The sequence below is a fragment of the Streptomyces sp. CC208A genome (assembly GCF_030010625.1).
GTDB lineage: Bacteria > Actinomycetota > Actinomycetes > Streptomycetales > Streptomycetaceae > Streptomyces.
The window spans coordinates 1-25,433 of record NZ_JASCXN010000021.1 but is presented as its reverse complement, the minus strand read 5'-3'; the positions used below and the strand labels follow the sequence as shown (position 1 = coordinate 25,433).

At 71.1% G+C, this 25,433-nt stretch carries 28 protein-coding genes; 13 read left to right on the top strand and 15 right to left on the bottom strand.

All coding sequences use genetic code 11. The features are described from left to right. Positions 1-2 precede the first annotated feature (2 nt). The 4 genes from QK442_RS22120 to QK442_RS22105 all read right to left on the bottom strand — a co-directional run bounded on the left by QK442_RS22120 (position 3) and on the right by QK442_RS22105 (position 2,716). Complete coding sequence (locus QK442_RS22120) at positions 3-920, bottom strand: hypothetical protein (protein WP_282695756.1); 918 nt, start codon at positions 918-920, stop codon at positions 3-5. Positions 921-1,199: 279 nt separating this feature from the next. After that, positions 1,200-1,961, bottom strand: a complete 762-nt coding sequence (locus QK442_RS22115) for an endo alpha-1,4 polygalactosaminidase (RefSeq protein ID WP_282695855.1) — start codon at positions 1,959-1,961, stop codon at positions 1,200-1,202. Between the two features lie 258 nt (positions 1,962-2,219). Next, a complete protein-coding gene (locus QK442_RS22110) occupies positions 2,220-2,444 on the bottom strand; it encodes a hypothetical protein (protein ID WP_282695755.1) in 225 nt (74 codons plus the stop codon). Continuing rightward, on the bottom strand, positions 2,441-2,716 hold the full coding sequence (locus QK442_RS22105) for a hypothetical protein (RefSeq protein ID WP_282695754.1): 276 nt from the start codon (positions 2,714-2,716) through the stop codon (positions 2,441-2,443). The genes QK442_RS22110 and QK442_RS22105 overlap by 4 nt, the downstream gene beginning before the upstream one ends. Before the next feature lie 113 nt (positions 2,717-2,829). Here QK442_RS22105 and QK442_RS22100 point away from each other — a divergent pair, with 113 nt between their 5' ends. Continuing rightward, entirely contained in the window at positions 2,830-3,639 is an 810-nt protein-coding gene (locus tag QK442_RS22100) for a Scr1 family TA system antitoxin-like transcriptional regulator (RefSeq protein ID WP_282695753.1), read from the top strand. Continuing rightward, entirely contained in the window at positions 3,632-3,817 is a 186-nt protein-coding gene (locus QK442_RS22095; protein WP_282695752.1) for a DUF397 domain-containing protein, read from the top strand. Before QK442_RS22100 ends, QK442_RS22095 begins: the two co-directional genes overlap by 8 nt. A 74-nt stretch (positions 3,818-3,891) precedes the next feature. On the opposite strand, the gene QK442_RS22090 is transcribed toward QK442_RS22095, so the two are convergent. Next, entirely contained in the window at positions 3,892-4,386 is a 495-nt protein-coding gene (locus QK442_RS22090) for a DUF3237 domain-containing protein (RefSeq protein ID WP_282695751.1), read from the bottom strand. A gap of 665 nt (positions 4,387-5,051) precedes the next feature. On the opposite strand from QK442_RS22090, the gene QK442_RS22085 reads away from it, so the two are divergent. The 5 genes from QK442_RS22085 (at position 5,052) to hutH (ending at position 13,766) form a co-directional block, all read left to right on the top strand. Further along, entirely contained in the window at positions 5,052-5,213 is a 162-nt protein-coding gene (locus QK442_RS22085; RefSeq protein ID WP_282695750.1) for a hypothetical protein, read from the top strand. 57 nt (positions 5,214-5,270) lie between these two features. Continuing rightward, a complete protein-coding gene (locus QK442_RS22080) occupies positions 5,271-11,306 on the top strand; it encodes a DNRLRE domain-containing protein (protein WP_282695749.1) in 6,036 nt (2,011 codons plus the stop codon). A 101-nt stretch (positions 11,307-11,407) separates the two neighbouring features. Then, positions 11,408-11,677, top strand: coding sequence for a hypothetical protein (locus QK442_RS22075; protein WP_282695748.1), 270 nt, complete (start codon positions 11,408-11,410; stop codon positions 11,675-11,677). Positions 11,678-11,777: 100 nt separating this feature from the next. Then, entirely contained in the window at positions 11,778-12,029 is a 252-nt protein-coding gene (locus QK442_RS22070; RefSeq protein WP_282695747.1) for a hypothetical protein, read from the top strand. A gap of 195 nt (positions 12,030-12,224) precedes the next feature. Continuing rightward, positions 12,225-13,766: a histidine ammonia-lyase gene (gene hutH / locus QK442_RS22065; protein ID WP_282695854.1), complete on the top strand. Its 1,542-nt coding sequence runs from the start codon at positions 12,225-12,227 to the stop codon at positions 13,764-13,766. A gap of 60 nt (positions 13,767-13,826) precedes the next feature. Here the strand turns inward: hutH and QK442_RS22060 are convergent, their stop codons facing one another. Beyond that, entirely contained in the window at positions 13,827-14,120 is a 294-nt protein-coding gene (locus QK442_RS22060) for a hypothetical protein (RefSeq protein ID WP_282695746.1), read from the bottom strand. Positions 14,121-14,233: 113 nt separating this feature from the next. Between QK442_RS22060 and QK442_RS22055 the strand changes: the two genes are divergently transcribed. Then, the gene (locus tag QK442_RS22055; RefSeq protein WP_349239671.1) at positions 14,234-14,686 is read left to right on the top strand and encodes a hypothetical protein; all 453 of its coding nucleotides are present in this window, start codon (positions 14,234-14,236) and stop codon (positions 14,684-14,686) included. 216 nt (positions 14,687-14,902) lie between these two features. Then, positions 14,903-16,174: an Ig-like domain-containing protein gene (locus QK442_RS22050; RefSeq protein WP_282695745.1), complete on the top strand. Its 1,272-nt coding sequence runs from the start codon at positions 14,903-14,905 to the stop codon at positions 16,172-16,174. 66 nt (positions 16,175-16,240) lie between these two features. Here the strand turns inward: QK442_RS22050 and msrA are convergent, their stop codons facing one another. Continuing rightward, positions 16,241-16,900 (bottom strand): peptide-methionine (S)-S-oxide reductase MsrA, encoded by a 660-nt coding sequence (gene msrA, locus QK442_RS22045; protein ID WP_282695744.1) that lies wholly within the window; start codon positions 16,898-16,900, stop codon positions 16,241-16,243. A gap of 79 nt (positions 16,901-16,979) precedes the next feature. Continuing rightward, a complete protein-coding gene (locus tag QK442_RS22040) occupies positions 16,980-18,089 on the bottom strand; it encodes a hypothetical protein (RefSeq protein ID WP_282695743.1) in 1,110 nt (369 codons plus the stop codon). 128 nt (positions 18,090-18,217) lie between these two features. Between QK442_RS22040 and QK442_RS22035 the strand changes: the two genes are divergently transcribed. Next, on the top strand, positions 18,218-19,372 hold the full coding sequence (locus tag QK442_RS22035) for a cystathionine gamma-synthase (RefSeq protein WP_282695742.1): 1,155 nt from the start codon (positions 18,218-18,220) through the stop codon (positions 19,370-19,372). Between the two features lie 53 nt (positions 19,373-19,425). Here the strand turns inward: QK442_RS22035 and QK442_RS22030 are convergent, their stop codons facing one another. From QK442_RS22030 to QK442_RS22015, 4 genes are read right to left on the bottom strand one after another with little or no spacing between them, the layout of a single operon-like run. Further along, entirely contained in the window at positions 19,426-19,617 is a 192-nt protein-coding gene (locus QK442_RS22030) for a DUF1059 domain-containing protein (RefSeq protein ID WP_282695741.1), read from the bottom strand. 55 nt (positions 19,618-19,672) lie between these two features. Further along, positions 19,673-19,921, bottom strand: coding sequence for a hypothetical protein (locus QK442_RS22025; protein ID WP_282695740.1), 249 nt, complete (start codon positions 19,919-19,921; stop codon positions 19,673-19,675). Further along, complete coding sequence (locus QK442_RS22020; RefSeq protein ID WP_282695739.1) at positions 19,918-20,379, bottom strand: sigma factor-like helix-turn-helix DNA-binding protein; 462 nt, start codon at positions 20,377-20,379, stop codon at positions 19,918-19,920. The genes QK442_RS22025 and QK442_RS22020 overlap by 4 nt, the downstream gene beginning before the upstream one ends. A 45-nt stretch (positions 20,380-20,424) precedes the next feature. Continuing rightward, positions 20,425-20,949, bottom strand: coding sequence for a MarR family transcriptional regulator (locus tag QK442_RS22015; RefSeq protein WP_282695738.1), 525 nt, complete (start codon positions 20,947-20,949; stop codon positions 20,425-20,427). A gap of 398 nt (positions 20,950-21,347) precedes the next feature. Between QK442_RS22015 and ilvA the strand changes: the two genes are divergently transcribed. Then, positions 21,348-22,577 carry a threonine ammonia-lyase gene (gene ilvA / locus QK442_RS22010; protein WP_282695737.1) on the top strand — a complete coding sequence of 410 codons (1,230 nt, stop codon included), beginning with the start codon at positions 21,348-21,350 and terminating at the stop codon, positions 22,575-22,577. Between the two features lie 138 nt (positions 22,578-22,715). Here the strand turns inward: ilvA and greA are convergent, their stop codons facing one another. Beyond that, on the bottom strand, positions 22,716-23,213 hold the full coding sequence (greA, locus tag QK442_RS22005) for a transcription elongation factor GreA (protein WP_282695736.1): 498 nt from the start codon (positions 23,211-23,213) through the stop codon (positions 22,716-22,718). 189 nt (positions 23,214-23,402) lie between these two features. Beyond that, positions 23,403-23,804, bottom strand: coding sequence for a DUF4307 domain-containing protein (locus QK442_RS22000; RefSeq protein WP_282695735.1), 402 nt, complete (start codon positions 23,802-23,804; stop codon positions 23,403-23,405). Between the two features lie 98 nt (positions 23,805-23,902). On the opposite strand from QK442_RS22000, the gene mca reads away from it, so the two are divergent. Next, complete coding sequence (gene mca, locus QK442_RS21995; protein ID WP_282695734.1) at positions 23,903-24,784, top strand: mycothiol conjugate amidase Mca; 882 nt, start codon at positions 23,903-23,905, stop codon at positions 24,782-24,784. Between the two features lies 1 nt (position 24,785). Beyond that, positions 24,786-25,019 carry a hypothetical protein gene (locus QK442_RS21990; RefSeq protein ID WP_282695733.1) on the top strand — a complete coding sequence of 78 codons (234 nt, stop codon included), beginning with the start codon at positions 24,786-24,788 and terminating at the stop codon, positions 25,017-25,019. Positions 25,020-25,080: 61 nt separating this feature from the next. On the opposite strand, the gene QK442_RS21985 is transcribed toward QK442_RS21990, so the two are convergent. Continuing rightward, positions 25,081-25,433: chorismate synthase (locus QK442_RS21985; protein ID WP_282695732.1), on the bottom strand; the 353-nt coding region annotated here is incomplete at its 5' end.

The following is a 25,433-nucleotide window of genomic DNA, read 5'->3' as shown; positions in this document are numbered from 1 at the left end:
GGCTAGGACGCGCACTGGGGGCAGAAGACCTCGTCCCCGACGGGCCGGAACAGCCGCGCCTGACTGTGCCGCCCCTCGCACTCCCGCAGTTCGGCGAGCCGCGCGGAGACGCGGGGCTGGTCGAGGGAGAGCGGCGGCGGTGTCACGGCCTCCGGGAGCGGTGCCACGTACTCCGGAACCTCCCGCAGCAGGTACCGCACAAGCCCGCCGGGCCGCAGCACCGGCGTACCGTCCTTGGGCAGCCCGCCCCGGATGTGCGCGCACACGTCGGCGGCGCTGTGCCCGGCCTCCAGCCAGCGGGAGGCGAGCCGCGCCAACTCGTCCCGCATGCCGGGAGGGATGTGCCGGAGGGCGGGGGAGAGGACGGGGAGGGAGCCGATGAGGGCGCGGGCTTCTTCGGAAGGCGCGTCCGGTTCGGCCTCCTCGACGGCAGGCTCGGGCGGAAGGTTGGAGGTCTTTCCCGCGGGTGGTTCTTCTTCTGGATGACCGTCGGCCACCGGGGCCTCCGGCGCGCCGACGGCCCGAATCCGGGCACTCGGCGCGACCTGCGGCGGAGTGGCTTCCTCCCTGGTGCCTCCGTCGTACTGGGGCATCCCGGCGAGGATCTTAGCGGCCTCCCCGGCGCTCAACGGCTCGCTGGAGACGAGCTGTTGGGTCACCCAACGCCCCCGCCCCGCCTGCACCCGCCGCTCGTGGACGAACCCCTCCTCCTTGAGCTGCCGCTTGGCCCGCCCGAAGGCGGTCGCCCCGATCCGGGCGCGCTCGGCGGTACGGGACAGGGGCTCGCGGGCGCCTTGGGGGAGGGAGAGCTGCCAGGTCAGCAGCCGTACGGCGTCGGAACTGAGCCGGGGATGCCGGATGATCGAGTGCGAGAACCGGGTGAAGGCGCGCGGAGGCGCGATAAAGTTGCGGTAGATCACGGTGGAGTCTTCTTCCACTAGTGGTTCAGGCCCTCGCGAGTGGTTGCAGCCATCGCGGGGGCTGTTTTCTGCGAACGTACCGCAGCGCATATGCCTGTTGAGCCGGTCAAACCAAAGATCCACCGCGTGGGTGACGCCCCGCCCGGATGAACGAATCCGGGGTCGGCGATCGAGGCCGAGGCGCGTGGCCTGCAAGAAGTCGAGGATCATGGCGAGTTGCTCCTCGCTGTACCGCCGGAGCGCCGAAGCCGGGGCGACGGTGCTCATGCCCCCGCCCGTTCAGGGCTTGGCGCAGGTCTCGTAGCGGTAGCCCTTGTCGTCGTCGGCCACGAGCTGGAGGTCGCGACGGACGATGCTGAGCCTGTCGCCCCAGTCGCGGCAGGCTCGCTCCATGCCCTCGTCGGTGTACTCGACCACGAGCACGTGGTCGCCGAACTCGGCGGCGTACTCCGCGCATTCCTCGTACTGACCGCACTCCTCCACCACCGCGAAGTCGACGCCGACCTCCTCGCGCGCCGAGGCCAGCTCCAGGGTGTTCTTCTGGGCGATGGCCAGGCCCTTCCCGTGGGCGCGGACCGCGAGGAGGGAGAGGAACGCCTTCGCGTCGTCCGCGGCCAGCAAGCCGGCGGGGGCGCGGGTGTACGTGTCGTAGTTGTCGGGCTCGACGGCCTGGTAGCCCTTGGCCGCGCATCCGTCGATCCAGGGGTAGAGCTTCTGTGCGATGCGTCGGCGTTTGGCGTCCGTGCGGATGTCCAGCATCGCCTCGCCCCACTCCTCGTCCATGACCACCGAGCCCGACGGGCCCCGGAGCAGCAGATCGGGGTCCCACTCGTCTTCCTTGCCGGGCTGGGCCTGGAAGGCGTTGACGTAGCAGATGTTGTACAAGCCCGGCGCGGGCGGCGCGGTGTGGTCGCGGGCGACGACGGAGATCCCGGCCGGCGGGTCGTAAGGGGCGCCGAGCTGGTAGTCGAAGCCGGCGTGCGCGGGGGGAAGGGGCACCTCCGGCGAGCTCTCGTGGGTTGTGGAGCAGCCGGTCGCCATGAGGGCGGTGAGGACGACGGCCGCCGCGAGGGCCATGGTGGGCCGGTGGGCAGGAGCCCGGTTACGCATGGGAGAAGCTCCAGGTCTCGCGTCGGAAGGTCGGTCTGTACCGTACGCGGCGGCCGGCATCGACCCGTCACCGCAGTCCCTTCCGCCTCCCGTGCGACCCCCTTCCGAGGCACGGCCGTCAGACGACGGGCGGCAGCCCCGGAGCCCACCGGGGCACCAAGGCTGCTGGCGCCCAGGGACTCCCGCCCCTCAGGACGACCGGCGCCGAGCGGTACTGATGACGCGGACGGTGCCGCCGGGCGTCAGCCCCGCCCGCTCCTGCGCGCTGGCCTTCCAGCACTGGTCGGCATCGGCCTCCCACAGGAACCCGCTGGGCCGCACCAGCGTGAGGGTCTTCCCGTGCACGGCGTGGACCTGCCCCGTCAGGGCCCGAGTCGCGTCGGTCACGAAGTCCCCGAGGCGGTAGTACGTCACCGGCTCCCCCGCCCCGCGTGCAGGACGGCGGTCAGCCGCCTGGCCCCGATGAGGGTGAAGGCCCCGATCCCGTACAGGTGGGTGTCGGTACCGGCCCCGCGCAGGACGTCCCGGTACAGCCCGTTGACCGGCAGCCCGGCCTCCTCCATGGCGGCCTTGAGCTCCCGGTAGACCTGGGCGGCCTCGGCCTCGGTGACGGGACGGACGGTGTGGAGGGGGCGGCTGGGGCGGTCGGGGAGCGGGTCGGCGGGAGGGGTGGTGAAGGCATGCATGGAGGGCTCTCTCTTTCTGATGGATCTCCTCCGGGAACACCTCCACGATGCCGCCGACGGCCCTACGCTCACCAGGAGTTGAGTTTCCGTTACGGGACCGGGAAACGAGGCATATGCCACCTGAGAGCGAGATCGACCCGAGCGAGAGCCTGGAGAGCTTCATCGCCGACATGGTTCGGGACGCACGAAAACGCCGGGGCTGGCGCCAGGCGGACCTGGCGGCGAAGGTCTTCAGCAGTACGACCCGGATCTCGGAGATCGAGAACGGCGAGCCGCCGGACCTCCAACTGGGCCGCCAGATCGACCAAGTGCTCGAACTCCGCGGAGCCTTGGTCAACCTCCTGGTGATCCGTGACCGCGTCGCCTTCCGCGACTACGCGCAGGGGTTCCTGAGGGACCAGGCGCGGGCGCGGGCGATCTACGGGTTCTACCCAGTGATACCGGGCCTTCTCCAAACCCCAGACTACGCGCGGGCGATCATGCACCTCGAAGACCCTGACGGCACGACCGACATCGAGGGCTCCGTGCAGCGACGGATCGAGCGGCAGACCGTGTTCTCGCAGCCCCGACCGCCCTGGTTCTGGGCCGTACTCGACGAGTCGGCGCTGACCAAGGTCATGGGGTCGCGCAAGATCATGCGCGAACAGATCGAGTGGCTGCTGGAGATCGCACAGCGCCCCTTCGTCAACGTGCAGGTCCTGCGTACGGAGATGGCCGTAGTCCGTGGCCAGCTGACCTTGCTGAGACTTCCTTCCGGGGACCGTACCGCCTACACGGAAGGCTTCGGTACCGGCCAGTACATGCTCGAACCGACCGAGGTCGATCGCATCCAGAAGGTCTATGATCGACTGCACGCCGACGCTCTCGGGGTCGATGAATCGCAAGAGTTCATGCGGGACGCACTGAGGAAGCACGATGACTGAGCCCTCCTGGCACACGAGCACGTACAGCGGCAACAATGACGACTGCGTCGAGGTCGCCGACAACCTCCCTGGTGTGGTCCGCGTCCGCGACACCAAGGACCGCGCCCTCGGCGAACTGACCGCCACCCCCGACGCCTGGACCGCCTTCACCGGCTTCGCCCGTACGCACACGGTCTGAGCACCCGCCCCGAAGACCCCCGCCCGACCGCCGGCGGGGGTCTTCCGCGTTCCCGGTGGCGGTCGCGACGGTGGTCAGGCCACGGCGTAGAAGCGGATGGCGACTTCGGAGTCGTCGCCGCGGGCGAGGCCGATGAAGACGGTGCGGGCGAGCCAGAGGTGGGCGGGGGCGGAGGTGCGGAAGACGGGGGAGGTGCGGTAGTAGACGCCTGCCTCGGACACCTGCAGGGTTCCGTCGTGCTGGGCGGGGGCGGTGGGGTCGTCCTCGTGGTAGTAGCCGCGGTTGGTGATGTCGATGACCGCGCCGTCATCGGCTTGGAGGAGGTAGCGGGCGTCGAGCTGGTAGACCCCGCCGCGTCGGTCGCACCAGTCGCCGCCGCCAGCCAGGACGGTGCCGCGCAGGCGGGGGCCCTCGACGGTGCCGCCGGTGATGGGGACGTATTCGGTGATCTCGCCGGCGCCGTGCCCGATGTGCAGGGAGGGGGCGAGGGAGGCGCGGACCTCGAAGGCGAAGTCGAGGGCGGGGGTGAAACCCGGCCCGGCGGCGGTCTGCGGCTCTGGGGCGATCACGGCACTCCGTAAGGCTGCGGGGCTGGTGGGGCGGTACGGCGGATCCTAGGCGCGCCGTGCCCGGCCCGGTCAACGGTGTTGACATAGTGCGGCTCCGCACCGCCGCGGCCGAGCTCGACAGCGGGGCGGCTACGCCGCGCCGCCCGGCGCCAGCAGGCGTTCGACGAACCAGACGAGGCCGATGACGCCGACGACAGCGGTCGCGGTCTGAACCCCGCGTGCATCCCGGTCGGGTTCGCTGATCGGTTTCGGGTGGGGGTGGGCGCCGGGCGACCGGCCTGCGGCGGGTTCTCCGAGGTATTCCTGCCGACTTGGGGGCCTCTGCGTTCCTGGCGCTCACCAGCCTGTTCGGCTCCAGAACCCCGCATATGCCGACAAGGTGGGTGGACGCACCCGTGCGGGGCTCCGTGGGGCGGGCGAGACGCGCCGAAGGTGGAGGCGCGGCTTGCGGCTGACTCCCTCCCCGGCCGGTCGCGGGCCGAGCCGCTTCCGCCTGGCCGACCGAGGCTACCGGGTAGAGGTGACGTACTCCTTTCACCCTGTGAATTGCCGCTCACCTTCGCCTGGGCAGGTCGAGATACCCGCCTTCACGGGATCTTTACATGTGGAATAAGCTCCTCCGGCTAGCCGTGTAGACGGCTATCTCAAGGGGAGGACATTCACACGTGACCGAGCACATATCGCCGCCTGGCTGGACGGGCGGGAGATGGTTCACCAAGCGGACTCTGCGGAGGGTGGCGCTGGCGACGGCGGCCCTGATGGCGGTCGAGGCCGCCATCGTGCTGGAGACCACGGGGCAGGCCGTGGCTCTGCCGTCACAGCCATAGGCGCCGGCGGCCGATACCGCCACGTATCCGACCGAGGCGGCGGATCTGGCGTCGGCGATGGTCGCGGCCCGGCTGTCGGGCAAGCGCGTCGAAGCCCTGTCGGAGCGGACGGAGTCGGCCACGACGTGGGCGAATCCGGACGGGACGGCGACGACGGATGCGGCGTCGGGTCCGGTGCGGTTCCGGGACAAGGCCACGGGCGCGTGGCGGAACATCGACGTCGACCTCGCGAAGTCGGTGGACGGTTCGGTGGTCGCGAAGGACCATCCGCTGGGTCTGAAGCTGGGCGGCAGGACGCCCGCCAAGCTGGCCGCCCGTGTGATGGCGTCGGGTGACGCCGGTGAGCCGCGGACCGCCCCGGTCCCGCTGGTGTCCTTGGACGCCGGTGAGGGCCGGTCGCTGGATCTGTCGTGGCGGGGTGTGCTGCCGGAGCCGGCCGTGTCGGGGACGACGGCGCGTTACGCGAATGTGCTGACGGCGACGGATCTGATCATCGAGTCGACGCGTACGGGTTTTGAGCAGTTCCTGGAGCTGAAGGACCGCAGCGCGGTCGACGCGAACGGTTCGGTCACGCTCACGCTGAACGCCCGGGGCATTACGGCGCGGGCGAACGCGGACCGGTCGGTGACGTTCCTGGACGCCGAGACCGGCAGGCAGGTCGGTGTGCTGCCGGCGCCGGAGATGTGGGACGCGACGGTCGACGCGAAGTCCGGCGAGCACACCCGGCGCGCGGACGTCGGGCTGAAGGTGACGCAGGACGGTGACGCGATCGACCTCACCCTCACCCCCGATGCGGCGTTCCTGGCGGACCCGGCGACGAAGTTCCCGGTGACGGTGGACCCGTCGGTCAACCTCGGGGCGAGCTTCGACACGTTCGTGCAGCAGGGCTACACGAACGACATGTCGACGTCGACGGACCTCAAGCTCGGCAACAACGGCTCCGGCCAGATCGCGCGTTCGTACCTGCACTTCCCCATGACGCAGATCCGGGGCAAGCAGATCCTCGGCGCGAAGCTGAACCTGTGGAACTACCACTCCTGGTCGTGCACGCCGATGAGCTGGGAGGTGTGGGACACCCCGCACGCCTCGACCGCCACCCGGTGGACCAACAAGCCCGGCTTCACCAACAAGTGGGCCACCTCGACCGCGACGAAGGGCTTCTCCTCGTCGTGTGCGGACGGCTGGGTCTCGCAGGACATCAAGAACCTCGCCGTCGCCTGGGCCGCCAACGGCAACAGCAGCAACGCGATGGGCATCAAGGCGACCAACGAGTCGGATCCGTACTCCTGGAAGCGGTTCAACTCCGGCAACGCCGCGACGAACACCCCGTACGTATCGGTCACGTACAACACCGTCCCGGTCGCCGGCAACCCGATGTCCGCCACCCCGGGCCGGGCGAACGGCGGCAAGAACTGGGTCACCACGACCACGCCCGCCCTGAAGTACACCGCGACCGACGCCGAGACCACGACCCTGCGCACGAAGTGGGAGCTGTGGGAGGGGTCGACGAACCTGCTGGTCCACGACCCGGGCACGTTGTCGCCGGTCGTGAACAAGACGGTCTCCTACACGGTGCCGTCGGGCAAGCTGGTCAACGGCCGCACGTACTGGTTCAAGGGCCGCGCCTACGACGGCAACGCCTGGTCGAACTGGACGCCGACGGTGACCTTCACCGTCGACACCACCAAGCCGGCCACCAGCACCATCACCTCCGGTGACTTCCCGGCCAGCACCTGGTCCGGCACCCCGGACGCGAACGGCAAGTTCTCCGGCTCGTTCTCCTTCAAGCCCCCGACCAGCGACGTCGCCGAGGTGCAGTACAAGCTCGACGCCGGGACCTGGGTGTCCGCCGCCACCACCGGCGCGACCGTCACCAGGACCCTGACCGGCTTCGGGGCGGGCAAGCACACGGTGACCGTCCGCACGGTGGACCCGGCGGGCAACGTCTCCGCCGAGAGTGCTTATGTCTTCTACGCCGGTTCCGGCGCGGCTCTGCTGACCCCGGGCCAGGGCGAGCGTCCGGCGCGCCGAGTGGCGCTGTCGGCCGAGGGCCAGACCTCCTACACCGGTGTGACCTACCAGTACCGGCGTGGCGAGACCGACGCGTGGAAGAACGTTCCTCTCGCCGACGTGCGCCAGGGGACGAACACGGTGGCCGCATGGCCGGTCCCGGTGACGAACGGCAAGCCCGCCGGTCTGACCTGGAACATCACCGACAGCCTTGCCGAGGACGGTCCGATCGAGGTGCGTGCCGCGTTCACCGACGGCACCGCGACCGCGTACTCGCCTGCGAACGATGTCACGGTGGATCGCAACGCGGGCAGCGCGCCTTCCGAGGAGGCGGGTCCGGGTTCGGTGAACCTGCTGACCGGTGACTACACGCTGTCGGCCACCGACGCCTCGCTGTTCGGCCTGTCGGTGTCGCGTACGGCTTCCTCGCGCCGTGCGGACGCGGGCGTCAAGCAGGAGGGGCAGGCGGCGATCTTCGGTCCGCAGTGGACCTCCGGCACGGTCGCGGAGATCACCGAGTCCGACTGGGCGTATGTGAAGAAGACCTCCGCCACGTCGGTGGCGCTGGTCGACGTCGACGGCGAGGAACTCGGCTTCACCGCCACCACCGGCGGCGGCTGGAAGCCGGAGCCGGGCGCGGAGGACATGACCCTGACCGGTTCGCTGTCGGGCTCGTTCACGCTGAAGGACACCGAGGGCACCCTCACCGTCTTCACCAAGCCGGACGCGGCGGCCACCACCTGGCAGGTCGCCTCCAGCACGCTGGACGGCCTGGCCCAGTCCACCACCACGGTGATCTCGGAGACCGTCACCGGTACGGACGGCAAGAAGCTGGCGCGTCCGAAGCGGGTCATCGCCCCGACCTCGGCCGCCTCGACCGCCACGTGCACGGCGACGCCGTCCACGAAGGGCTGCCGCGCGCTGGAGTTCGTCTACGCCACCGCCACCACCGCCACGGCCTCCGCCTTCGGTGACTTCGCCGGCCAGGTCAGCTCGATCCGGGGCTGGTCCACCGAGCCCGGTGCGACGCTCGCCACCTACAAGACCCTTCAGGTCTTCCGCTACGACGCCTCGGGCCGTCTGCGCGAGACGTACAACCCGCTGATCACCCCGGCGCTGAAGACGCAGTACGCCTACGACACCGCCGGCCGCATCACCACCCTGACCCCGCCCGGTCAGCTGCCGTGGACCTTCACCTACGGCAAGGCCGGCAACGCCGCCACTGCCGGTGACGGCATGCTGCTCAAGGCGTCCCGCTCCGGCCTGGCCCAGGGCACCAAGGACACCGTGTCCGGTACGGCGAGCACCTCCGTGGTCTACGACGTCCCGCTGACCGGCACCGGCGCCCCCTACAAGATGGGTGCCGCGGACGTGGCGGCGTGGGGTCAGACGGACGCCCCGTCGGACGCGACCGCGGTCTTCCCGGCCGACGCCGTCCCGGCCTCCCACGCGGGCACGAGCCTGACCGCCGCCGACTACCGGCGCGCCACGCTCACCTACACCAACGCCTCCGGCCGTCAGGTCAACACCGCAGCGCCGGGCGGGAACATCTCCACCACCGAGTACGACCAGTTCGGCAACACCGTCCGCGAGCTCTCGGCCGGAAACCGGGCCCTCGCGCTGGGTGGCACGGCGGCCGATCAGGCCACCCTCACCGACCTCGGCATCAACGACCTGTCCTCGGCGGACCGCGCCGACCTGCTCACCACCGCCTCCGTCTATGACGCCAAGGGCCTGCGTGAGCTGGAGGAGTTCGGACCGCTGCGCCGGATCTCGCTGAACGGCGAGTCGGCCGTGGCCCGCTCCTGGACGGTCAACGAGTACGACGCGGGCCGGCCGGCGGACGGCACGGCGAAGGTCGAGCACCAGGTCACCAAGGTCACCACCGGCGCCCAGGCCCTGGGCACCACGGTCATGGCCGATCCGCGCGTCGTCCAGACGGTCTACGACTGGGTCAAGGGCCTGCCGGTGAAGACGGTCAAGGACCCCGGTGGTCTGGCGATCACCGAGACCACCGAGTACGACTCCCAGGGCCGGATCACCAAGCAGCTGCTGCCCGGCGCGACCGGCACCGACGCCGGCACCCGCGTGACCACCTACTGGACCGCGACCGGCACCGGCGCCTGCCAGGGCCGCCCCGAATGGGCCGACCAGGTCTGCTCCACCGGCCCGGCCGGTGCGATCACCGGCGGCGGCAGCAACCCGGCGCAGCTGCCGACCACCACCACCGAGTACGACTGGTGGGGCAACCCGGCCAAGGCCACGGAGACCGCCAACGGCGTCACCCGCACCACGACGACCACCTACGACAACGCCGGCCGCGCCGTCAAGGTGGTCATGACCGGCGGGCTGGGCCAGGCGGTCCCGGAGACGACGACCGAGTACGACCCGGCCACCGGCCAGGCCGTCAAGACGACGTCCCCGACCGGCGGCACCATCGTCAAGGAGTTCGACAAGCTCGGCCGCCAGGTCTCCTACACGGACGCCGACGGCGGAGTGACCCGCACCGAGTACGACCTGCTCGACCGCCCGGTCAAGACCACCGACTCGGCCCCGTCCACGGTGACCTACACCTACGACACGGCCATCGAGCCGCGCGGCCTGGCCACCAGGACGACCGACTCCATCGCGGGCGCCTTCGAGGCCCGCTACGACGCGGACGGCTCCGTCACGACGGAGGAGCTCCCCGGCGGCTACACCCTCACCGTCGAGGAGGACACCACCGGCGCTCCGCTCTCCCGGGTCTACACCCGTGACAGCGACGGCCAGGTCGTCTACTCCGACACCGTCGCCGAATCCGTCCACGGCCAGGTCACCCGCCACAACGGCTGGTCCGCCCAGGACTACACCTACGACAAGACCGGCCGCCTCACCCAGGTGAACGACACCGTCGGCGAGGTCTGCACCACCCGCAGCTACGCCTTCGACAAGCGCACCAACCGCACCGGCCTGACCACGGCCGAAGGCGCGGCCGGCGCGGCCTGCCCGACCACCGGCGGAACCACCACCACCCACACCTACGACAGCGCCGACCGCCTCACCGACACCGGCTACGTCTACGACGCCTTCGGCCGCACCACCGCCCTGCCCGGCAGCCAGATCGGCTACTACGCCAACGACCTGGCCCACCAGCAGACCGCGAACGGCCAGCGCCAGACCTGGCAGCTCGACGCCGCCCACCGCTTCCGCTCCTGGACCGTCGAAGAGAACACCGACGGCACCTGGACGCAGACCGCGGCCAAGACCAACCACTACGACGGCGACGGTGACAACCCCCGCTGGATCACCGAAGACCCGGCCAAGGGCATCATCACCCGCAACGTCGACTCGGCCTCCGGCGACCTCGCCGCCACCACCGGCAACACCACCGGCACCGTCCTGCAGCTGACCAACATCCACGGCGACATCGCCCTCCAGCTCCCGCTGGACGAGGCCGAAGCCCCCCTGGTCCTGGACAGCGACGAGTACGGCAACCCCCGCACCGGCCAGCCCGCCACCCGCTACAACTGGCTCGGCGGCAAACAGCGCTCCACCGAGACCCTCACCGGCCTCACCCTCATGGGCGTCCGCCTCTACAACCCCGTCACCGGACGCTTCCTCTCAATGGACCCTGTCTACGGCGGAAACGCCAACGCCTACGACTACGTCCACGCCGACCCGCTCAACCGCTACGACCTCGACGGCAGATGGGGCTGGTTCAAGAAGAAGTGGAATAGTGTCAAGGCGAAGACGCGGGGCTTCCGGCAAGGAATGTTGAAGATCGCCACGAATAAGTGGGTGAACCGCTGTGCGATGTGGTGCCCGGGGCATATCGGTGCCGTTGCCAATGCCTTCCAGGGTGTGGCCTATGCGGCCAACGGGCAATGGCGTAATGCTGCCGCATCCGCGTTCGCTGCGGGAGTCTCCTACGTCGGAGGTCGGCATTTGCGGTCGATCACTAAGACGCGCACTTTCCGAAGCTTCGGCCGCCGTGGCAAAAGCTTCTTCCGGCACAACGTCTCCTACCATTACGCCCTCGCCGGCAACATCGGCGCAGCGCGCATCAATGGTGGCCATCGGAACCGATACGGAGGTCTGTGGTGAGCGCGTGGACGATAGTTGCAGTCGCGGGCGCCGTAGCCCTACCCCAACTGCTGCGCAGACGACTGCCGGCCCGGCGGCTCCGCCTGACTCTCGTCCCGCTGGTGGCGGTCACGGTCGCGGCGGGTCTGCTTTTCAGCCCGCAGGCATGGGGTCCCGCTCTCTTCGCACTCGTATTGAGTTTCGCCTTCCTCGTGGAGAGCGGGCGCCACGAGGTGATGGAGGACTACGAGCGGCGCATGGAACTCGGGTCGCCGCCCTTGATGGAGAAGGGAGACCCCTACACGCGGGGTCTGTTTGATTCACTGTGGCTGATCCGCTATCGCCGCAGGATGCGCAAGCATCCTCTCCGCGACGAGCGGCCCTCCGCATAGCGCGGCCGACTGCCGCGTCCGGGAACTGATCCTGGACGCGGCAGTCGCCGGCCCGCAATGTGAAAGATGGAGGCCGGAGGGGTGCGCCTTCTTCCTGTGCGTGAACGCCGACCAGACGGCGTACGGCCGAGGCAGAAAGACCTTCGATTACATCCAGGTCATCCTGTACCGGACGGCGGCCCCCGGCCGGCCCGCGGACGCGAACGGCATGTTCGAGACCGACGGCCCGGAGGAGATCGCGGACGAACCGTGCGACGGCGCCCTCGACTGGTACGGCGAACGTCTTGAGTTCCGCACTCCGACCTCCGCGGAGCGGGAGGTGATCCGCTCCGCGACGGGCTGGAAGGAGTGAGCGACTCGTCTGCTCGCCCTCAGGGACGCGCAGTACCGCCTCCTCCGCCCCCCGGGCCCCACAGGTCAGACTGGAACCCCTCCGTCCGCCCTCTGGCGCCAACCAGCCCCGGTAAGGGTTCCACCACACCCAGACTGGTGACGAAGTCACCTAGTGACAGGTCGGTCTTCAATCCGTAGGGTGCTGAATATGGATATGCAGCCAGTCGTTCTCGGCACGTCCGGCACGACCCCGCAGGACGTCATCGCCGTCGCCCGTCACGGCGCCCGTGTCGAGCTGTCGGAGGAGGCCGTCGCGGCGCTCGCCGCCTCCCGGGCCGTCGTCGACGCGCTCGCCGCCAAGCCCGAGCCCGTCTACGGCGTCTCCACCGGGTTCGGCGCGCTCGCCACCCGGCACATCGACCACGAGCTGCGCGCGCAGCTCCAGCGGAACATCGTCCGCTCGCACGCCGCCGGCATGGGGCCGCGCGTCGAGCGCGAGGTCGTCCGGGCGCTGATGTTCCTGCGGCTCAAGACCGTCGCCTCCGGGCACACCGGGGTCCGGCCCGAGGTCGCGCGGACCATGGCCGACGTCCTCAACGCCGGGATCACCCCGGTCGTCCACGAGTACGGTTCCCTCGGCTGCTCCGGCGACCTCGCGCCGCTCTCCCACTGCGCGCTCGCGCTCATGGGGGAGGGGGACGCCGAGGGGCCCGACGGGGTCGTGAAGCCCGCCGGCGAGCTGCTCGCCGCCGCCGGCATCGCGCCCGTCGAGCTCCGCGAGAAGGAGGGGCTCGCCCTCCTCAACGGCACCGACGGCATGCTCGGCATGCTCATCATGGCCCTCGCCGACCTCGACACCCTCTACAAGTCGGCCGACATCACCGCCGCGCTCTCCCTCGAAGCCCTCCTCGGCACCGAGAAGGTCCTCGAACCCGAGCTGCACGCCATCCGCCCCCACCCCGGGCAGGCCGCCTCCGCCGCCAACATGCTGGCCGTCCTCAAGGGCTCAGGACTCACCGGCCACTTCCAGGCCGGCGAAGCCCCCCGCGTCCAGGACGCCTACTCGATCCGCTGCGCCCCGCAGGTCGCCGGCGCCGGCCGCGACACCATGGCCCACGCCCTGCTCGTCGCCGAGCGCGAGCTCGCCGCCGCCGTCGACAACCCGGTCGTCCTGTCCAGCGGAGAGGTCCGCTCCAACGGCAACTTCCACGGCGCCCCCGTCGCGTACGTCCTCGACTTCCTCGCCATCGCCGCCGCCGACCTCGGCTCCATCGCCGAGCGCCGCACCGACCGGCTCCTCGACAAGAACCGCTCGCACGGCCTGCCGCCCTTCCTCGCCGACGACGCCGGCGTCGACTCGGGCCTCATGATCGCCCAGTACACCCAGGCCGCCCTGGTCAGCGAGATGAAGCGGCTCGCCGTCCCGGCCTCCGCCGACTCCATCCCCTCCTCCGCCATGCAGGAGGACCACGTCTCCATGGGCTGGTCCGCCGCCCGCAAGCTGCGCACCGCCGTCGGCAACCTCGCCCGCGTCCTCGCCGTCGAGCTGTACGCCGCCACCCGCGGCATCGAGCTGCGCGAGGGCCTGACCCCCGCCCCCGCCTCGCAGGCCGCCATCGACGCCCTGCGCGCCGCCGGTGTCGCGGGCCCCGGCCCGGACCGCTTCCTCGCGCCCGACCTGGCCGCCGCCGACGCCTTCGTACGGGAGGGGCGCCTCGTCGCCGCCGTGGAGCCGGTCACCGGACCGCTGGCCTGACCCTCCTCGTACCTCGTACGAAGAGTCACGAAGAGTCCTGACCCCCTCGTGCGCAGGGGGTCAGGACGCGCGGCCGTGCCGCCGCATCCCCAGCGCCACGAACCCCGCGCCCACTCCGAGGAACGCCGTCCCGCCCAGCAGGTACGGGGTCGTGTCCGGGCCCGCCCCCGTGTCGGCCAGCCGGTCCTCGCCGCCGGCGGGCGCGGCGGGCTGCGAGGTACCGCTCCCCGCCCCCGAGACCACACCCGCCCCGGCCGTTCCGGCGGAGGCGTTCGCCGAGGGGACGAACCACAGGGCGCACAGCAGGGTCCCCGCCGTGACGGCGGTCAGCAGCGGGCGTCGGGCGGCGGACACGTGGATCTCGGTCTCCTCACGGAAAGCCCCGCGGGAGCCCGCGGTGGCCAGATGCTAATGAACACAGCGGGTCGTGGGAAAGCCGAGGCCGGGCAGACCCTACGCTCCCAGCCATGAGCACCTCCGAAACCCCCGAGACCACCAGTCCCGAGACCACCAGTCCCGAGACCACCAGTCCCGAGACCACCAGTCCCGAGACCACCAGCCCCGGGACCACCGGCCCCGGAACCACCACCCGCCACGTCCGCCTCCGCGTCGACATCGTCCTGGAGATCGACGGCCCGGCCGAACTGACCGCCGCCGCCGAGGAGCGCATCGACTCCGACGAGTTCATGCCGGCCGAGGAGCGCGCGCACGCCCGCGCGGCCGTCCAGGACGACCCCTCCGAGGCCCTGGCCTACCTCGTGGAGCCCTTCGACCTGGTCCGCGAGCTCCCCGGCGTCGAGCTGGTCCAGGCCGCCTGGAGCAGCGAGGAGATCGAGTACGACCCCGATGCGATGGAGTGGGAGCTCGACGGGGAAGATGGGGCCGAGGAAGACGACGACCAGCCGGACGGCCGGCCGTAGGGCGCGACGACCGCCCTGCCCACGGCCCCGGGACGGCGTCCCGGGGCCGTGGCGCGCCGGGAACCGGACGCCCTGTACGAGCGTGTCGAACAGTGGGGCCCGGTGGTGCCGATCACTGTTCCGGGATGTTCAGTGGTCTTCCCCACAAACCCCCCGCTTCCGGAACCGGACGGGGTCTCATGGGCGTACTCATGGATTGACAGGGAATCGGCGACGATGGAGAAGCGTGTGATGACGGTCGGCAAGCGCCGCAGGAGCCTGGCCGCGGCGGCGGCGGTGCTCAGCGGCGTACTCGTGCTCTCGGCGTGCAACGACGACACCGCCGGCGGCGGGTCCTCCACCGGCTCCCCGACCGCCCCGTCACAGGCCGAGGTCGACAAGGCGGCCGAGCAGAAGACCTCCAAGGCGCAGATCACCATCTCGCCGGAGAACGGCGCGCAGAACGCCTCCATCAACAACGCCGCCAAGGTCGCCGTCACCGACGGCAAGCTCACGGAGGTCACCATGACCTCCGTGGAGGGCGAGGAGGTCAAGGGCGAGATAGCCGCGGACGGCCTCTCCTGGAAGCCGAGCGGGCAGCTCAAGCGCGCCACCGTCTACAAGATCGCCGCCACCGCCGTCGACGCCGAGGGCCTGAAGGCGCACGAGAACACCTCCTTCACCACCGTGTCGAAGGAGAACAGCTTCATCGGCAACTTCACCCCCGAGGACGGCTCGACCGTCGGCGTGGGCATGCCGGTCTCGATCAACTTCAACAAGGCGATCACCGACAAGAAGGCCGTCCAGAGCGGCATCACCGTCTCCTCCAGCTCCGGCCAGGAGGTCGTCGGCCACTGGTTCAACTCGACGCGCCTCGACTTCCGCCCGAAGGACTACTGGCAGGCCGGTTCGACGGTCACCCTCAAGCTCGAACTCGACGGCGTCGAGGGCGCCGACGGCGTCTTCGGCGTCCAGCAGAAGACCGTCACCTTCAAGATCGGCCGCAGTCAGGTCTCCACCGTCGACGTCGCGGCCAAGACGATGACGGTCAAGCGCGACGGCAAGGTCATCCGTACGATCCCGATCTCCGCCGGCTCCCCGGAGAACACCACGTACAACGGCCAGATGGTGATCTCCGAGAAGTTCAAGGAGACCCGGATGAACGGCGCCACCGTCGGCTTCACCGACGCCGACGGCAAGGGCGAGTACGACATCAAGGACGTGCCGCACGCGATGCGCCTGTCCACCTCGGGCACCTTCATCCACGGCAACTACTGGGGCGCCCGCTCCATCTTCGGCAACGTGAACACCAGCCACGGCTGCGTGGGCCTCGCCGACGTCAAGGGCGCCGGCGACCCCAACCAGGCCGCCGCCTGGTTCTACGACCGGTCGATGATCGGCGACGTCGTGATCGTCAAGAACTCCAAGGACAAGACGATCGCCCCCGACAACGGCCTCAACGGCTGGAACATGGACTGGTCGACCTGGAAGTCCGGCTCGGCGGTCTGACCCGTCCCCGTACGCCACACAGAAGGGCCCCCTCCCGGAACGGAGGGGGCCCTTTCCGCGACGTGACTACTCCGCCTTCGCCACCCCGATCGGGCACGAGACGCCCGTGCCGCCGATGCCGCAGTAGCCGGCCGGGTTCTTGTCCAGATACTGCTGGTGGTACGCCTCCGCCGGATAGAACGGGCGGTCGGCGGCGGGCAGGACCTGGGTGGTGATCTCGCCGTAGCCGGAGGAGGCCAGGACCTTCTGGTACGAGGCGCGGGAGGCCTCCGCCGCCTCGGCCTGGGCGGGGGAGTGGGTGTAGACGGCGGAGCGGTACTGGGTGCCCACGTCGTTGCCCTGGCGGAAGCCCTGCGTCGGGTCGTGCGCCTCCCAGAAGACCTTCAGCAGGGTCTCGTACGAGACCTTCGCCGGGTCGAAGACGACGCGGACGACCTCGGTGTGGCCGGTGAGGCCCGAGCAGACCTCCTCGTACGTCGGGTTCGGCGTGTAGCCGCCCTGGTAGCCGACGAGCGTCGTCCAGACGCCGTCCGTCTGCCAGAACTTCCGCTCGGCGCCCCAGAAGCAGCCGAGCCCGAAGTCGGCGACCTCCAGGCCCTCCGGGTACGGGCCGAGCAGCGGGTTGCCGAGCACCGTGTGGCGCTCGGGGACGGAGAACTCCGGCTCCGGGCGGCCGCGCAGGGCCTGCTCCGGGGCGGGCAGGACGGGGGTGCGGGACAGGAACATGCGGCATCTCTCCTCGACACGGGTCGGCAGTGCTCACAACGCCGACGCGCGAGCGCCTGTTCCCCGGCGCCTGTTCCCGTCACCGCCGCAGCGTCACCGGGCTTCCGCCGTTCGCCTCGTACCCCGCCACCGCCAGGTTCCGGTGCAGCGTGTACTCCGCCGCCGGGTCCGCGCTCAGCGTCCACGGCACCGCGCCCACGTGCCCGTCCACGTGCACCAGCTGGTGCATCGCCTCCGCCCAGCGCTCGCCGCGCACCAGGAACCACACGAGGAGGTGCCGCACGTGGGCCAGCATCGGATCGTCGGGGCGGGCCGAGTGCACCGCGTACAGCGCGCCCTCCATCGCCTTGCTCACCACCGCCGTGCGGTAGAAGTCCTGCACGAGCACCACGTCCGGCACGTGCTCGAAGACCGCGAAGAGCGGCAGCGCGGCGAGGAGCGAGCCGCGCGGCGCCCGCGCCGCGGCCGTCGTCGCGAAGTGGTCGGCCTCCTCGCGCGAGCCGTGCCACTTCTCGCACCAGTAGTGCAGCGCCGCCAGATGCGCCCCCATGTGCTGCGGCGCGCGGTCGATGACCTTCGCCCACACCTGGTCGAACTGCTCGGGGCCGTAGCCGAGGCCGCGCGCCACCGCGAGCTGCGTGATGTACGGGACCGGGTCGCCGGGCGCGAGCAGCGCCGCCTCCTCGGCGACCTTCCGCGCCTCCTCCAGGATGATCCGGAAGTCGTCGCTGCCCGCCGCGGAGGAGCGCCACGCCTGCTGCACCAGGAACTCCGCGTGCACCGCCGCCCCGCCCGCGTCCTTCGGCGCGTCCGAGCGCCAGGCGCGCAGCCAGGCACCGCCGACGCCCGGCTTCTCCGCGAGCTCCAGGGAGGCCGCGCCGGCGAAGGCCTGGATCCGTTGCCAGCGCACCTCGCCCTCCTTGTCCGTGCCGGCGAGCAGCTGCGAGGCGGCCCGCCAGTCCTGGGTGGCCTGCACGACGTCGAGGACGTCGAGGAGATCGTGGTCCGGGCCCGGGAGCCGCACGTCCAGCTCCTCCTGCCGGACGAATCCGTACGCCTCCGGGTCGGCGGCGTCGGGCGTGCCGGGCGTGACCTGCTGGATGCCGCCGCCGCCCCGGCGACGCAGCAGGTAGGGGCCGAGGACGCCGAAGAGCAGGCCCAGGGCGATCAGGAACCAGAGAATCTCCATGCGTCCATTGTCCAGGACACCACCGCGCCCGAACCCGGCCGCCCCGAAGCTGTGGACAAGTCGAGCGGTGAGACGCGGCTGTGGACGAAGCGAGGCGGCGGCCCGGGTCCGGCACTACGCTCCTGACCATGAGCGACCAGCACAGCCACCAGAACTTCGAGACCCGCGCCATCCACGCGGGCAACACCGCCGACCCGCTGACCGGCGCGGTCGTCCCGCCCATCTACCAGGTGTCCACCTACAAGCAGGACGGCGTGGGCGGGCTCCGCGGCGGCTACGAGTACAGCCGCAGCGCCAACCCCACCCGTACCGCCCTGGAGGAGAACCTGGCGGCCCTGGAGGGCGGCCGGCGCGGCCTCGCCTTCGCCTCCGGCCTGGCCGCCGAGGACTGCCTGCTGCGCACGCTCCTCGTGCCCGGCGACCACGTGGTCATCCCGAACGACGCCTACGGCGGCACCTTCCGGCTCTTCGCCAAGGTCGTGCAGCGCTGGGGAGTCGACTTCTCCGTCGCGAACACCTCGGACGTCGATTCGGTGCGCGGCGCGATCAACGACCGCACGAAGCTGATCTGGGTCGAGACCCCGTCGAACCCGCTGCTCGGCATCACCGACATCGAGGCCGTCGCGGGCGTGGCCCGCCAGGCCGGCGTGAAGCTGGTCGTCGACAACACCTTCGCCTCGCCCTACCTCCAGCAGCCGCTGGCGCTCGGCGCGGACGTGGTCGTGCACTCCCTCACCAAGTACATGGGCGGCCACTCGGACGTCGTCGGCGGCGCCCTGGTCGCGGCCGACGCGGAGCTCGGCGAGGAGCTGGCGTACCACCAGAACGCGATGGGCGCGGTGGCCGGCCCGTTCGACTCGTGGATCGTGCTGCGCGGCATCAAGACCCTCGCCGTCCGCATGGACCGGCACAGCGAGAACGCGACGAAGGTCGCCGACTTCCTCACCCGGCACCCGAAGGTCACCCAGGTCCTCTACCCGGGCCTGGCCGAGCACCCGGGCCACGAGGTCGCGGCCAAGCAGATGCGCTCCTTCGGCGGCATGATCTCCTTCCGCGTCGAGGGCGGCGAGGCGGCGGCGGTCGGCGTCTGCGACCGCGCGAAGCTCTTCACCCTGGGCGAGTCCCTGGGCGGCGTCGAGTCGCTGATCGAGCACCCCGGCCGGATGACGCACGCGAGCGTCGCAGGCTCCGCCCTGGAGGTCCCGGCCGACCTGGTCCGCCTCTCCGTGGGCATCGAGAACGTCGACGACCTGATCGCCGACCTGCGCGAGGCCCTGGGCTGACGCCTACCGGTCCGGGTGCGGTACGACTGCCGCACCCGGACCGGCACGACCGTTCAGGTTCCCGGCAGCGGGTCCTTCAGGCCTTCCCGTATCTGCTCGCGCATCTCCGGGGAGTCCGTGTGCTCGTGGACGGAGACCATGTGCTCGGCGGCGGCGCGGACGACCTCCTCCTCCTCGCCCGAGATGTAGAGCGAGCACCCCGATACGCTCGGCGTGTCCCGGCAGTCGGTGGCTTTCCTGGCCATGTCAGCCTCCTGCGATGCTGTTCCGACCGGCCCCCCTTCCACGCTAGGGCGGTTCTCACGGCCCGGCGAACGGTGGGGTGGTCGCGGCGGGCGGCGTCTCCCAGGGCCGTACCTCCGCCGCCCACACGGTGAAGCCGAGCGCGGCGAGCCCGGCCAGCACCCCGCCGACCCGCCGCAGCGCCCGCTCCCGCCGCCGCATCCGGTCGCCGCGGGCCGCCGCCAGCGCGCCGAGGCCGGCCGGCACCGGAGGGTGGGGCGTGTCGAGCAGCCGCCGGACGGCCGCCTCCTTGTCGCCGTGCCTCACGCGGCCGCCTCCCGCCCCCTCGTACGCGTACGCATCCTCGCCACCGCGCGGGCGCACACCGCCCGGACCCGGGCCTCCGAGAGGCCGAGCAGCGCGGCGGTCTGCTCCTCGGGCACGCCCTCGTACAGGCGCAGCACGAGCACCAGCCGTTCCCACGGGGTGAGGACGCCGAGGACCCCGCCACGGCCGGTGCGGAACCGCCAGGCGGTACGGGCGAAGCGCAGCGCGAGCTCGTCCCGGGTGAGCGCGTACGGATCCTCGTCGCGGCGCCGGTCGCGGACCGCGTACGTGTGGGCGAGGGCGGCGGTCAGCAGGGCGCGGGCGTACGGATCGCGGGCCCGGGTCTCGGCGGTGAGCAGCGTCGCGACGTGCAGCAGCCGGCCCGCCGCGCCCGCCACGAAGGCGTCGAACTCCCGGGCCCGGTCGGCGTGTTCGGATCGGCTCCGCTGCTTCCGCACACCTCATCTATCAGCCGGGCCCGAGTCGGGGTCAACCCCCTTGCGTCACTCTCCCTGCCTGACGACCCCGGTCCCGGCCCCGGCCCCGGTGTGGTGCGCCGACTGCCGGGCGGAGAGCGCCGCGTTGAAGCGGGTGAGGAGGGTGCAGAAGGACTCGCGCTCCTCGGGGGTCCAGCCCTCCGTGACCTCGGCCATCAGCGTGCGGCGCGAGGAGCGGACCTCCTCCAGGCGGTCGAGGCCGCGCGGCGAGAGCTGGAGGACCACCGCGCGCCCGTCCTCGGGGTGCGAGGTGCGCTTGACGAGGCCGGAGTCGACGAGCGGGGCGACCTGGCGGGTGACGGTCGAGGAGTCGATCCCCATGCCCGCCGCGAGCGCCTTGACGCCCATCGGCCCTTCCTGGTCGAGACGGTTGAGAAGGAGGTAGGCGGCCCGGTCCATGGAGTTCCGGAGCTGGCCGGTGCCGCCGAGACGGGTCTGCTCGGCCCTGCGGGCGAAGACGGCCACCTGGTGCTGGAGGGCATCGAGGAGGCCGGGGTCGAGCTCGGTCGTCATGTCCTGAGATGTGGGCATGGCTGGGGGGCTCTCTCGTGCGGGGGTGGTCGGTGTGGGGGACAGGGTACGCGGACCGGACGGCCTCCGTACCTGCCGTGCGCAAACCCGCCGCGGGGCTGCGGCAAACCCGCCACGGCGGTGCGGCGAGCCCGCCTCGGGCCGTGTGGCGAGTCCGCCTCGGGCCGTGTGGCGAGCCCGCCCCGGCGGTGCGGCGAGCCCGCCACGGGCCGTGCGGCAAACTCGCCACGGCGGTGCGGCGAGCCCGCCTCGGGCCGTGTGGCGAGCCCGCCTCGGGTCGTGTGGCGAACCCGCCTCGGCGGTGCGGCGAGCCCCCGCCGCAGCCCCGCGACGAACCAGCCGCGCCCCCTTTGCGGCCCGTGCGGCCGGGGGGTCGGTGAGCTGGGAGACTGGGGGTCATGACCTTCGGTACGTCACACCCTCCGCACCGGCTGATGCTCGACGACGTGCGCGGCGCGCGGAAGATGCTGGCGGGGGTGGCCCGGATGACCGCCATGGAGGGCAGTCGGCATCTGTCCTCGTTGGTGGGGGCGCCGGTCCTGCTCAAGTGCGAGAACCTCCAGCGGACCGGCTCGTTCAAGCTGCGCGGCGCGTACGTGCGGATCGCGGGGCTCCGGCCGGAGGAGAAGGCGGCCGGGGTGGTCGCCGCCTCGGCCGGGAACCACGCGCAGGGCGTGGCGCTCGCCTCGCAGCTCCTCGGCGTGCACGCGACCGTCTTCATGCCGGTCGGCGCGCCGCTGCCGAAGGTCGCCGCGACCCGCGAGTACGGGGCGGAGGTACGGCTGCACGGGCACGTGGTGGACGAGACGCTTGCCGCCGCGCAGGAGTACGCGCGGGAGACGGGCGCCGTCTTCATCCACCCCTTCGACCACCCGGACGTCATCGTGGGCCAGGGCACGGTCGGCCTGGAGATCCTGGAGCAGTGCCCCGAGGTCCGGACGATCGTGGTCGGGATCGGCGGCGGCGGTCTCGCGGCCGGGATCGGCCTCGCGGTGAAGTCGGTCCGGCCCGACGTGCGGATCGTGGGCGTGCAGGCGGAGGGCGCGGCGGCCTACCCGCCGTCCCTCGCGGCCGGCCACCCGGTGGTGGTCGACTCGCCGGCGACGATGGCCGACGGCATCAAGGTCGGCCGGCCCGGGGACGTACCGTTCGGCCTGGTCCAGGAGTACGTGGACGAGGTCCGCACGGTCTCGGAGGACGCGCTCTCCTCGGCGCTGCTGCTCTGCCTGGAGCGGGCCAAGCTGGTGGTGGAGCCGGCCGGGGCCAGCCCGGTGGCGGCCCTGCTGAGCGACCCGGCCTCGTTCCGGGGCCCGGTGGTCGCGGTCCTCTCCGGCGGCAACGTGGACCCGCTGCTGCTCCAGCGGATCCTGCGGCACGGCATGGCGGCGGCCGGCCGCTATCTGAGCCTGCGGCTGCGGGTGGCGGACCGCCCGGGGGCGCTGGCGACGCTGCTCGCGGTGCTGACGGTGGTCGACGCGAACGTGCTCGACGTCAGCCACGTACGGACCGACCCGCGGCTCGGCCTCACGGAGGTGGAGGTGGAGCTGCACCTGGAGACGAAGGGGCCGGAGCACTGCCGGGAGGTCGAGAGCGCGCTGCGGGAGGCGGGGTACACGGTCCTGGCCTGAGCGGGCCCCCTGCTCCTCGGCCACGCCTTCTCCCGGATCGGCGTCCTCGTCGGCCTCTCCGTCCGCACCCCGGAACGCCGAAGGGCCGGCCCCATGGGGGGACCGGTCCTTCGGCGTACGAAGCAGAGGGAAGAGAACTCAGCCGGTGTACGGCTTCGCGCTGAGGATCCTCACCATGGCCTTCTTGCCGTTCGGCAGCTCGTACTCGGCGTCGTCACCGGCCTTCTTGCCGTTCACGCCGATGCCGAGCGGCGACTGCGGCGAGTAGGTCTCGATGTCACCGCTGGCGTACTCGCGGGAGGCGAGCAGGAAGGTCATCGTGTCGGACTCGTCGCCGTCGAAGGCGATCGTCACGACCATGCCGGGCTCCACGACGCCGTCGTCCGCCGGGGCCTCGCCGACCTTCGCGTTCTGCAGCAGCTGGGTGAGCTGGCGGACCCGGAGCTCCTGCTTGCCCTGCTCCTCCTTGGCCGCGTGGTACCCGCCGTTCTCGCGCAGGTCGCCCTCCTCGCGCGCGGCGGCGATCTTCGCGGCGATCTCGGTACGCGCGGGACCAGACAGGTACTCAAGCTCGTCCTTGAGCTTGTTGTACGCCTCCTGGGTGAGCCAGGTGACGTTGTCGCTGGTCTGGGTCACAGGTGCTCCTCGTAGGTACTGGGAATACAAAGCATCGCCCTACGCGGGAAGCGGGCGCCTCCCGAGCGGGCGAAACCACGAGCCTAACAATGAGTGGCGGAAAGCGGGAGGACATAAGCCACCGAAATGGTGTCGCCCCAGGTCACCGCAGCGACCCGCCGGAACTCGCTCCCCGACTTCTACCCGCCGCTACCGCGCCGTACACCCGAGCAGTTCGACGGTGGTCGCGCGGGCGGTCGTACGCAGCGAGAAGACGCGGTCGACCCGGCCGGCCTCGTCGTCGACGACGACGTCCTTGCGGGCCACCTCGACCCCGTCCTCGGACCGGGACCGCAGCGTGCACACGCCCTCGACCCCCGCGTCCTTGCGGATCTCCAGATGCGCCCGCACCTCGGAGTCGCTCACCACGTCGAACTTGATCATCTCGGCGCTGATCTTGCTGTCGATCACGTAGTGCCAGCCGAACCAGCCGAACACGGCCAGGAAGAGAACCCCCAGAACGGCGCCGGCGACCTTCAGCTTCCGGTCGGCCGCCTCGTCCGCGGAACGCCCGTAGCGCCCCTCGGGCGGCTGCTCTCGCACGGCGCTCATCTCTCGGTCCTCTCGGGGTGGGGGCGGCGGAATTTTCCTCCCCCCGATTCCGTCACTATAGAGACCACCCTCCGCGTCGAATCACTGAGGATCGAGTCTTGACTGAGCAGCTGCGACTGATGGCCGTTCACGCCCACCCCGACGACGAGTCGAGCAAGGGCGCGGCGACCATGGCCAAGTACGTGTCCGAGGGAGTGGACGTCCTGGTGGTGACGTGCACGGGCGGCGAGCGCGGCTCGGTCCTGAACCCCAAGCTCCAGGGTGACCCCTCCATCGAGGAGAACATCCACGAGATCCGCCGCAAGGAGATGGACGAGGCCCGGGCGATCCTGGGCGTCCAGCAGGAGTGGCTCGGCTTCGTCGACTCGGGCCTGCCCGAGGGCGACCCGCTGCCCCCGCTCCCCGAGGGCTGCTTCGCCCTGGAGGACGTGGACCACGCGGCCGGCGAGCTGGTCCGCAAGATCCGTTCCTTCCGTCCCCAGGTCGTCACGACCTACGATGAGAACGGCGGGTACCCGCACCCCGACCACATCATGACCCACAAGATCTCGATGGTGGCCTTCGACGGCGCGGCGGACACCGAGAAGTACCCGGAGGCCGAGTTCGGCCCGGCGTACCAGCCCCAGAAGCTCTACTACAACCAGGGCTTCAACCGTCCCCGCACCGAGGCCCTCCACCAGGCCCTCCTCGACCGGGGCATGGAGTCCCCGTACGGCGAGTGGCTGCAGCGCTGGAAGGAGTTCCAGCGCAAGGAGCGGACGCTGACGACCTTCGTCCCCTGCGCCGAGTTCTTCGAGACCCGCGACCGCGCGCTGATCGCCCACGCCACCCAGATCGACCCCGACGGCGGCTGGTTCCGGGTCCCCATGGAGATCCAGAAGGAGGTCTGGCCGACGGAGGAGTACGAGCTCAGCAAGTCCCTGGTGCCGACATCCCTCCCCGAGGAAGATCTCTTCGCGGGCATCCGCGACAATGCCTGACATGAGCGCACACCTCGCACTGACGCAGCTGGTCCCCTTCGCCGCCGAAGAGCTGGACAAGAACAAGGTGACCCCCGGCGTCCTCGGCTTCGTCGTCTTCGCGGTCCTGGCCCTCGCCGTCTGGGCGCTGATGAAGTCGATGAACCGCCACATGAACAGCATCTCCTTCGAGGAGACCCCCGCCCCGGCGGTCTCCGCCCAGGGCGGCGAGACGCCCCCGGCCGCCTCGAAGTAACGACACGTCGGCCCGTACCCACTCGGGTACGGGCCGACGAGGACGTCCAGGGGGCCGCCGGTCAGCGGATGTGCAGGTGGTCGAGGTACGACTGGACGTTGCGGCGGGTCTCGGGGACCGAGTCGCCGCCGAACTTCTCGACGACGGCGTCGGCGAGGACGAGGGCGACCATGGCCTCGGCGACGATGCCGGCCGCGGGGACGGCACAGACGTCGGAGCGCTGGTGGTGGGCCGCGGCGGCCTCGCCGGTGGCGACGTCGACGGTGGCGAGCGCGCGCGGGACGGTCGCGATCGGCTTCATCGCGGCACGCACGCGCAGCAGCTCGCCGGTGGTGAGACCGCCCTCGGTGCCGCCGGAGCGGCCGGAGGTGCGCCTGATGCCCTCGTCCGTCCGCACGATCTCGTCGTGAGCCC

Coding starts and splice junctions, on each gene's coding strand:
- QK442_RS22030 (WP_282695741.1), bottom strand. CDS start 19,617: ATGGCCAGGAAAGCCACCGACTGCCGGGACACGCCGAGCGTATCGGGG.
- QK442_RS22115 (WP_282695855.1), bottom strand. CDS start 1,961: ATGGCGACCGGCTGCTCCACAACCCACGAGAGCTCGCCGGAGGTGCCC.
- QK442_RS22055 (WP_349239671.1), top strand. CDS start 14,234: ATGAGCACCTCCGAAACCCCCGAGACCACCAGTCCCGAGACCACCAGT.
- QK442_RS22040 (WP_282695743.1), bottom strand. CDS start 18,089: ATGGAGATTCTCTGGTTCCTGATCGCCCTGGGCCTGCTCTTCGGCGTC.
- QK442_RS22015 (WP_282695738.1), bottom strand. CDS start 20,949: ATGCCCACATCTCAGGACATGACGACCGAGCTCGACCCCGGCCTCCTC.
- QK442_RS22080 (WP_282695749.1), top strand. CDS start 5,271: ATGGTCGCGGCCCGGCTGTCGGGCAAGCGCGTCGAAGCCCTGTCGGAG.
- msrA (WP_282695744.1), bottom strand. CDS start 16,900: ATGTTCCTGTCCCGCACCCCCGTCCTGCCCGCCCCGGAGCAGGCCCTG.
- QK442_RS22105 (WP_282695754.1), bottom strand. CDS start 2,716: ATGCATGCCTTCACCACCCCTCCCGCCGACCCGCTCCCCGACCGCCCC.
- QK442_RS22050 (WP_282695745.1), top strand. CDS start 14,903: ATGGAGAAGCGTGTGATGACGGTCGGCAAGCGCCGCAGGAGCCTGGCC.
- QK442_RS22100 (WP_282695753.1), top strand. CDS start 2,830: ATGCCACCTGAGAGCGAGATCGACCCGAGCGAGAGCCTGGAGAGCTTC.
- QK442_RS21990 (WP_282695733.1), top strand. CDS start 24,786: ATGAGCGCACACCTCGCACTGACGCAGCTGGTCCCCTTCGCCGCCGAA.
- QK442_RS22000 (WP_282695735.1), bottom strand. CDS start 23,804: ATGAGCGCCGTGCGAGAGCAGCCGCCCGAGGGGCGCTACGGGCGTTCC.
- QK442_RS22035 (WP_282695742.1), top strand. CDS start 18,218: ATGAGCGACCAGCACAGCCACCAGAACTTCGAGACCCGCGCCATCCAC.
- QK442_RS22095 (WP_282695752.1), top strand. CDS start 3,632: ATGACTGAGCCCTCCTGGCACACGAGCACGTACAGCGGCAACAATGAC.
- ilvA (WP_282695737.1), top strand. CDS start 21,348: ATGACCTTCGGTACGTCACACCCTCCGCACCGGCTGATGCTCGACGAC.
- hutH (WP_282695854.1), top strand. CDS start 12,225: ATGCAGCCAGTCGTTCTCGGCACGTCCGGCACGACCCCGCAGGACGTC.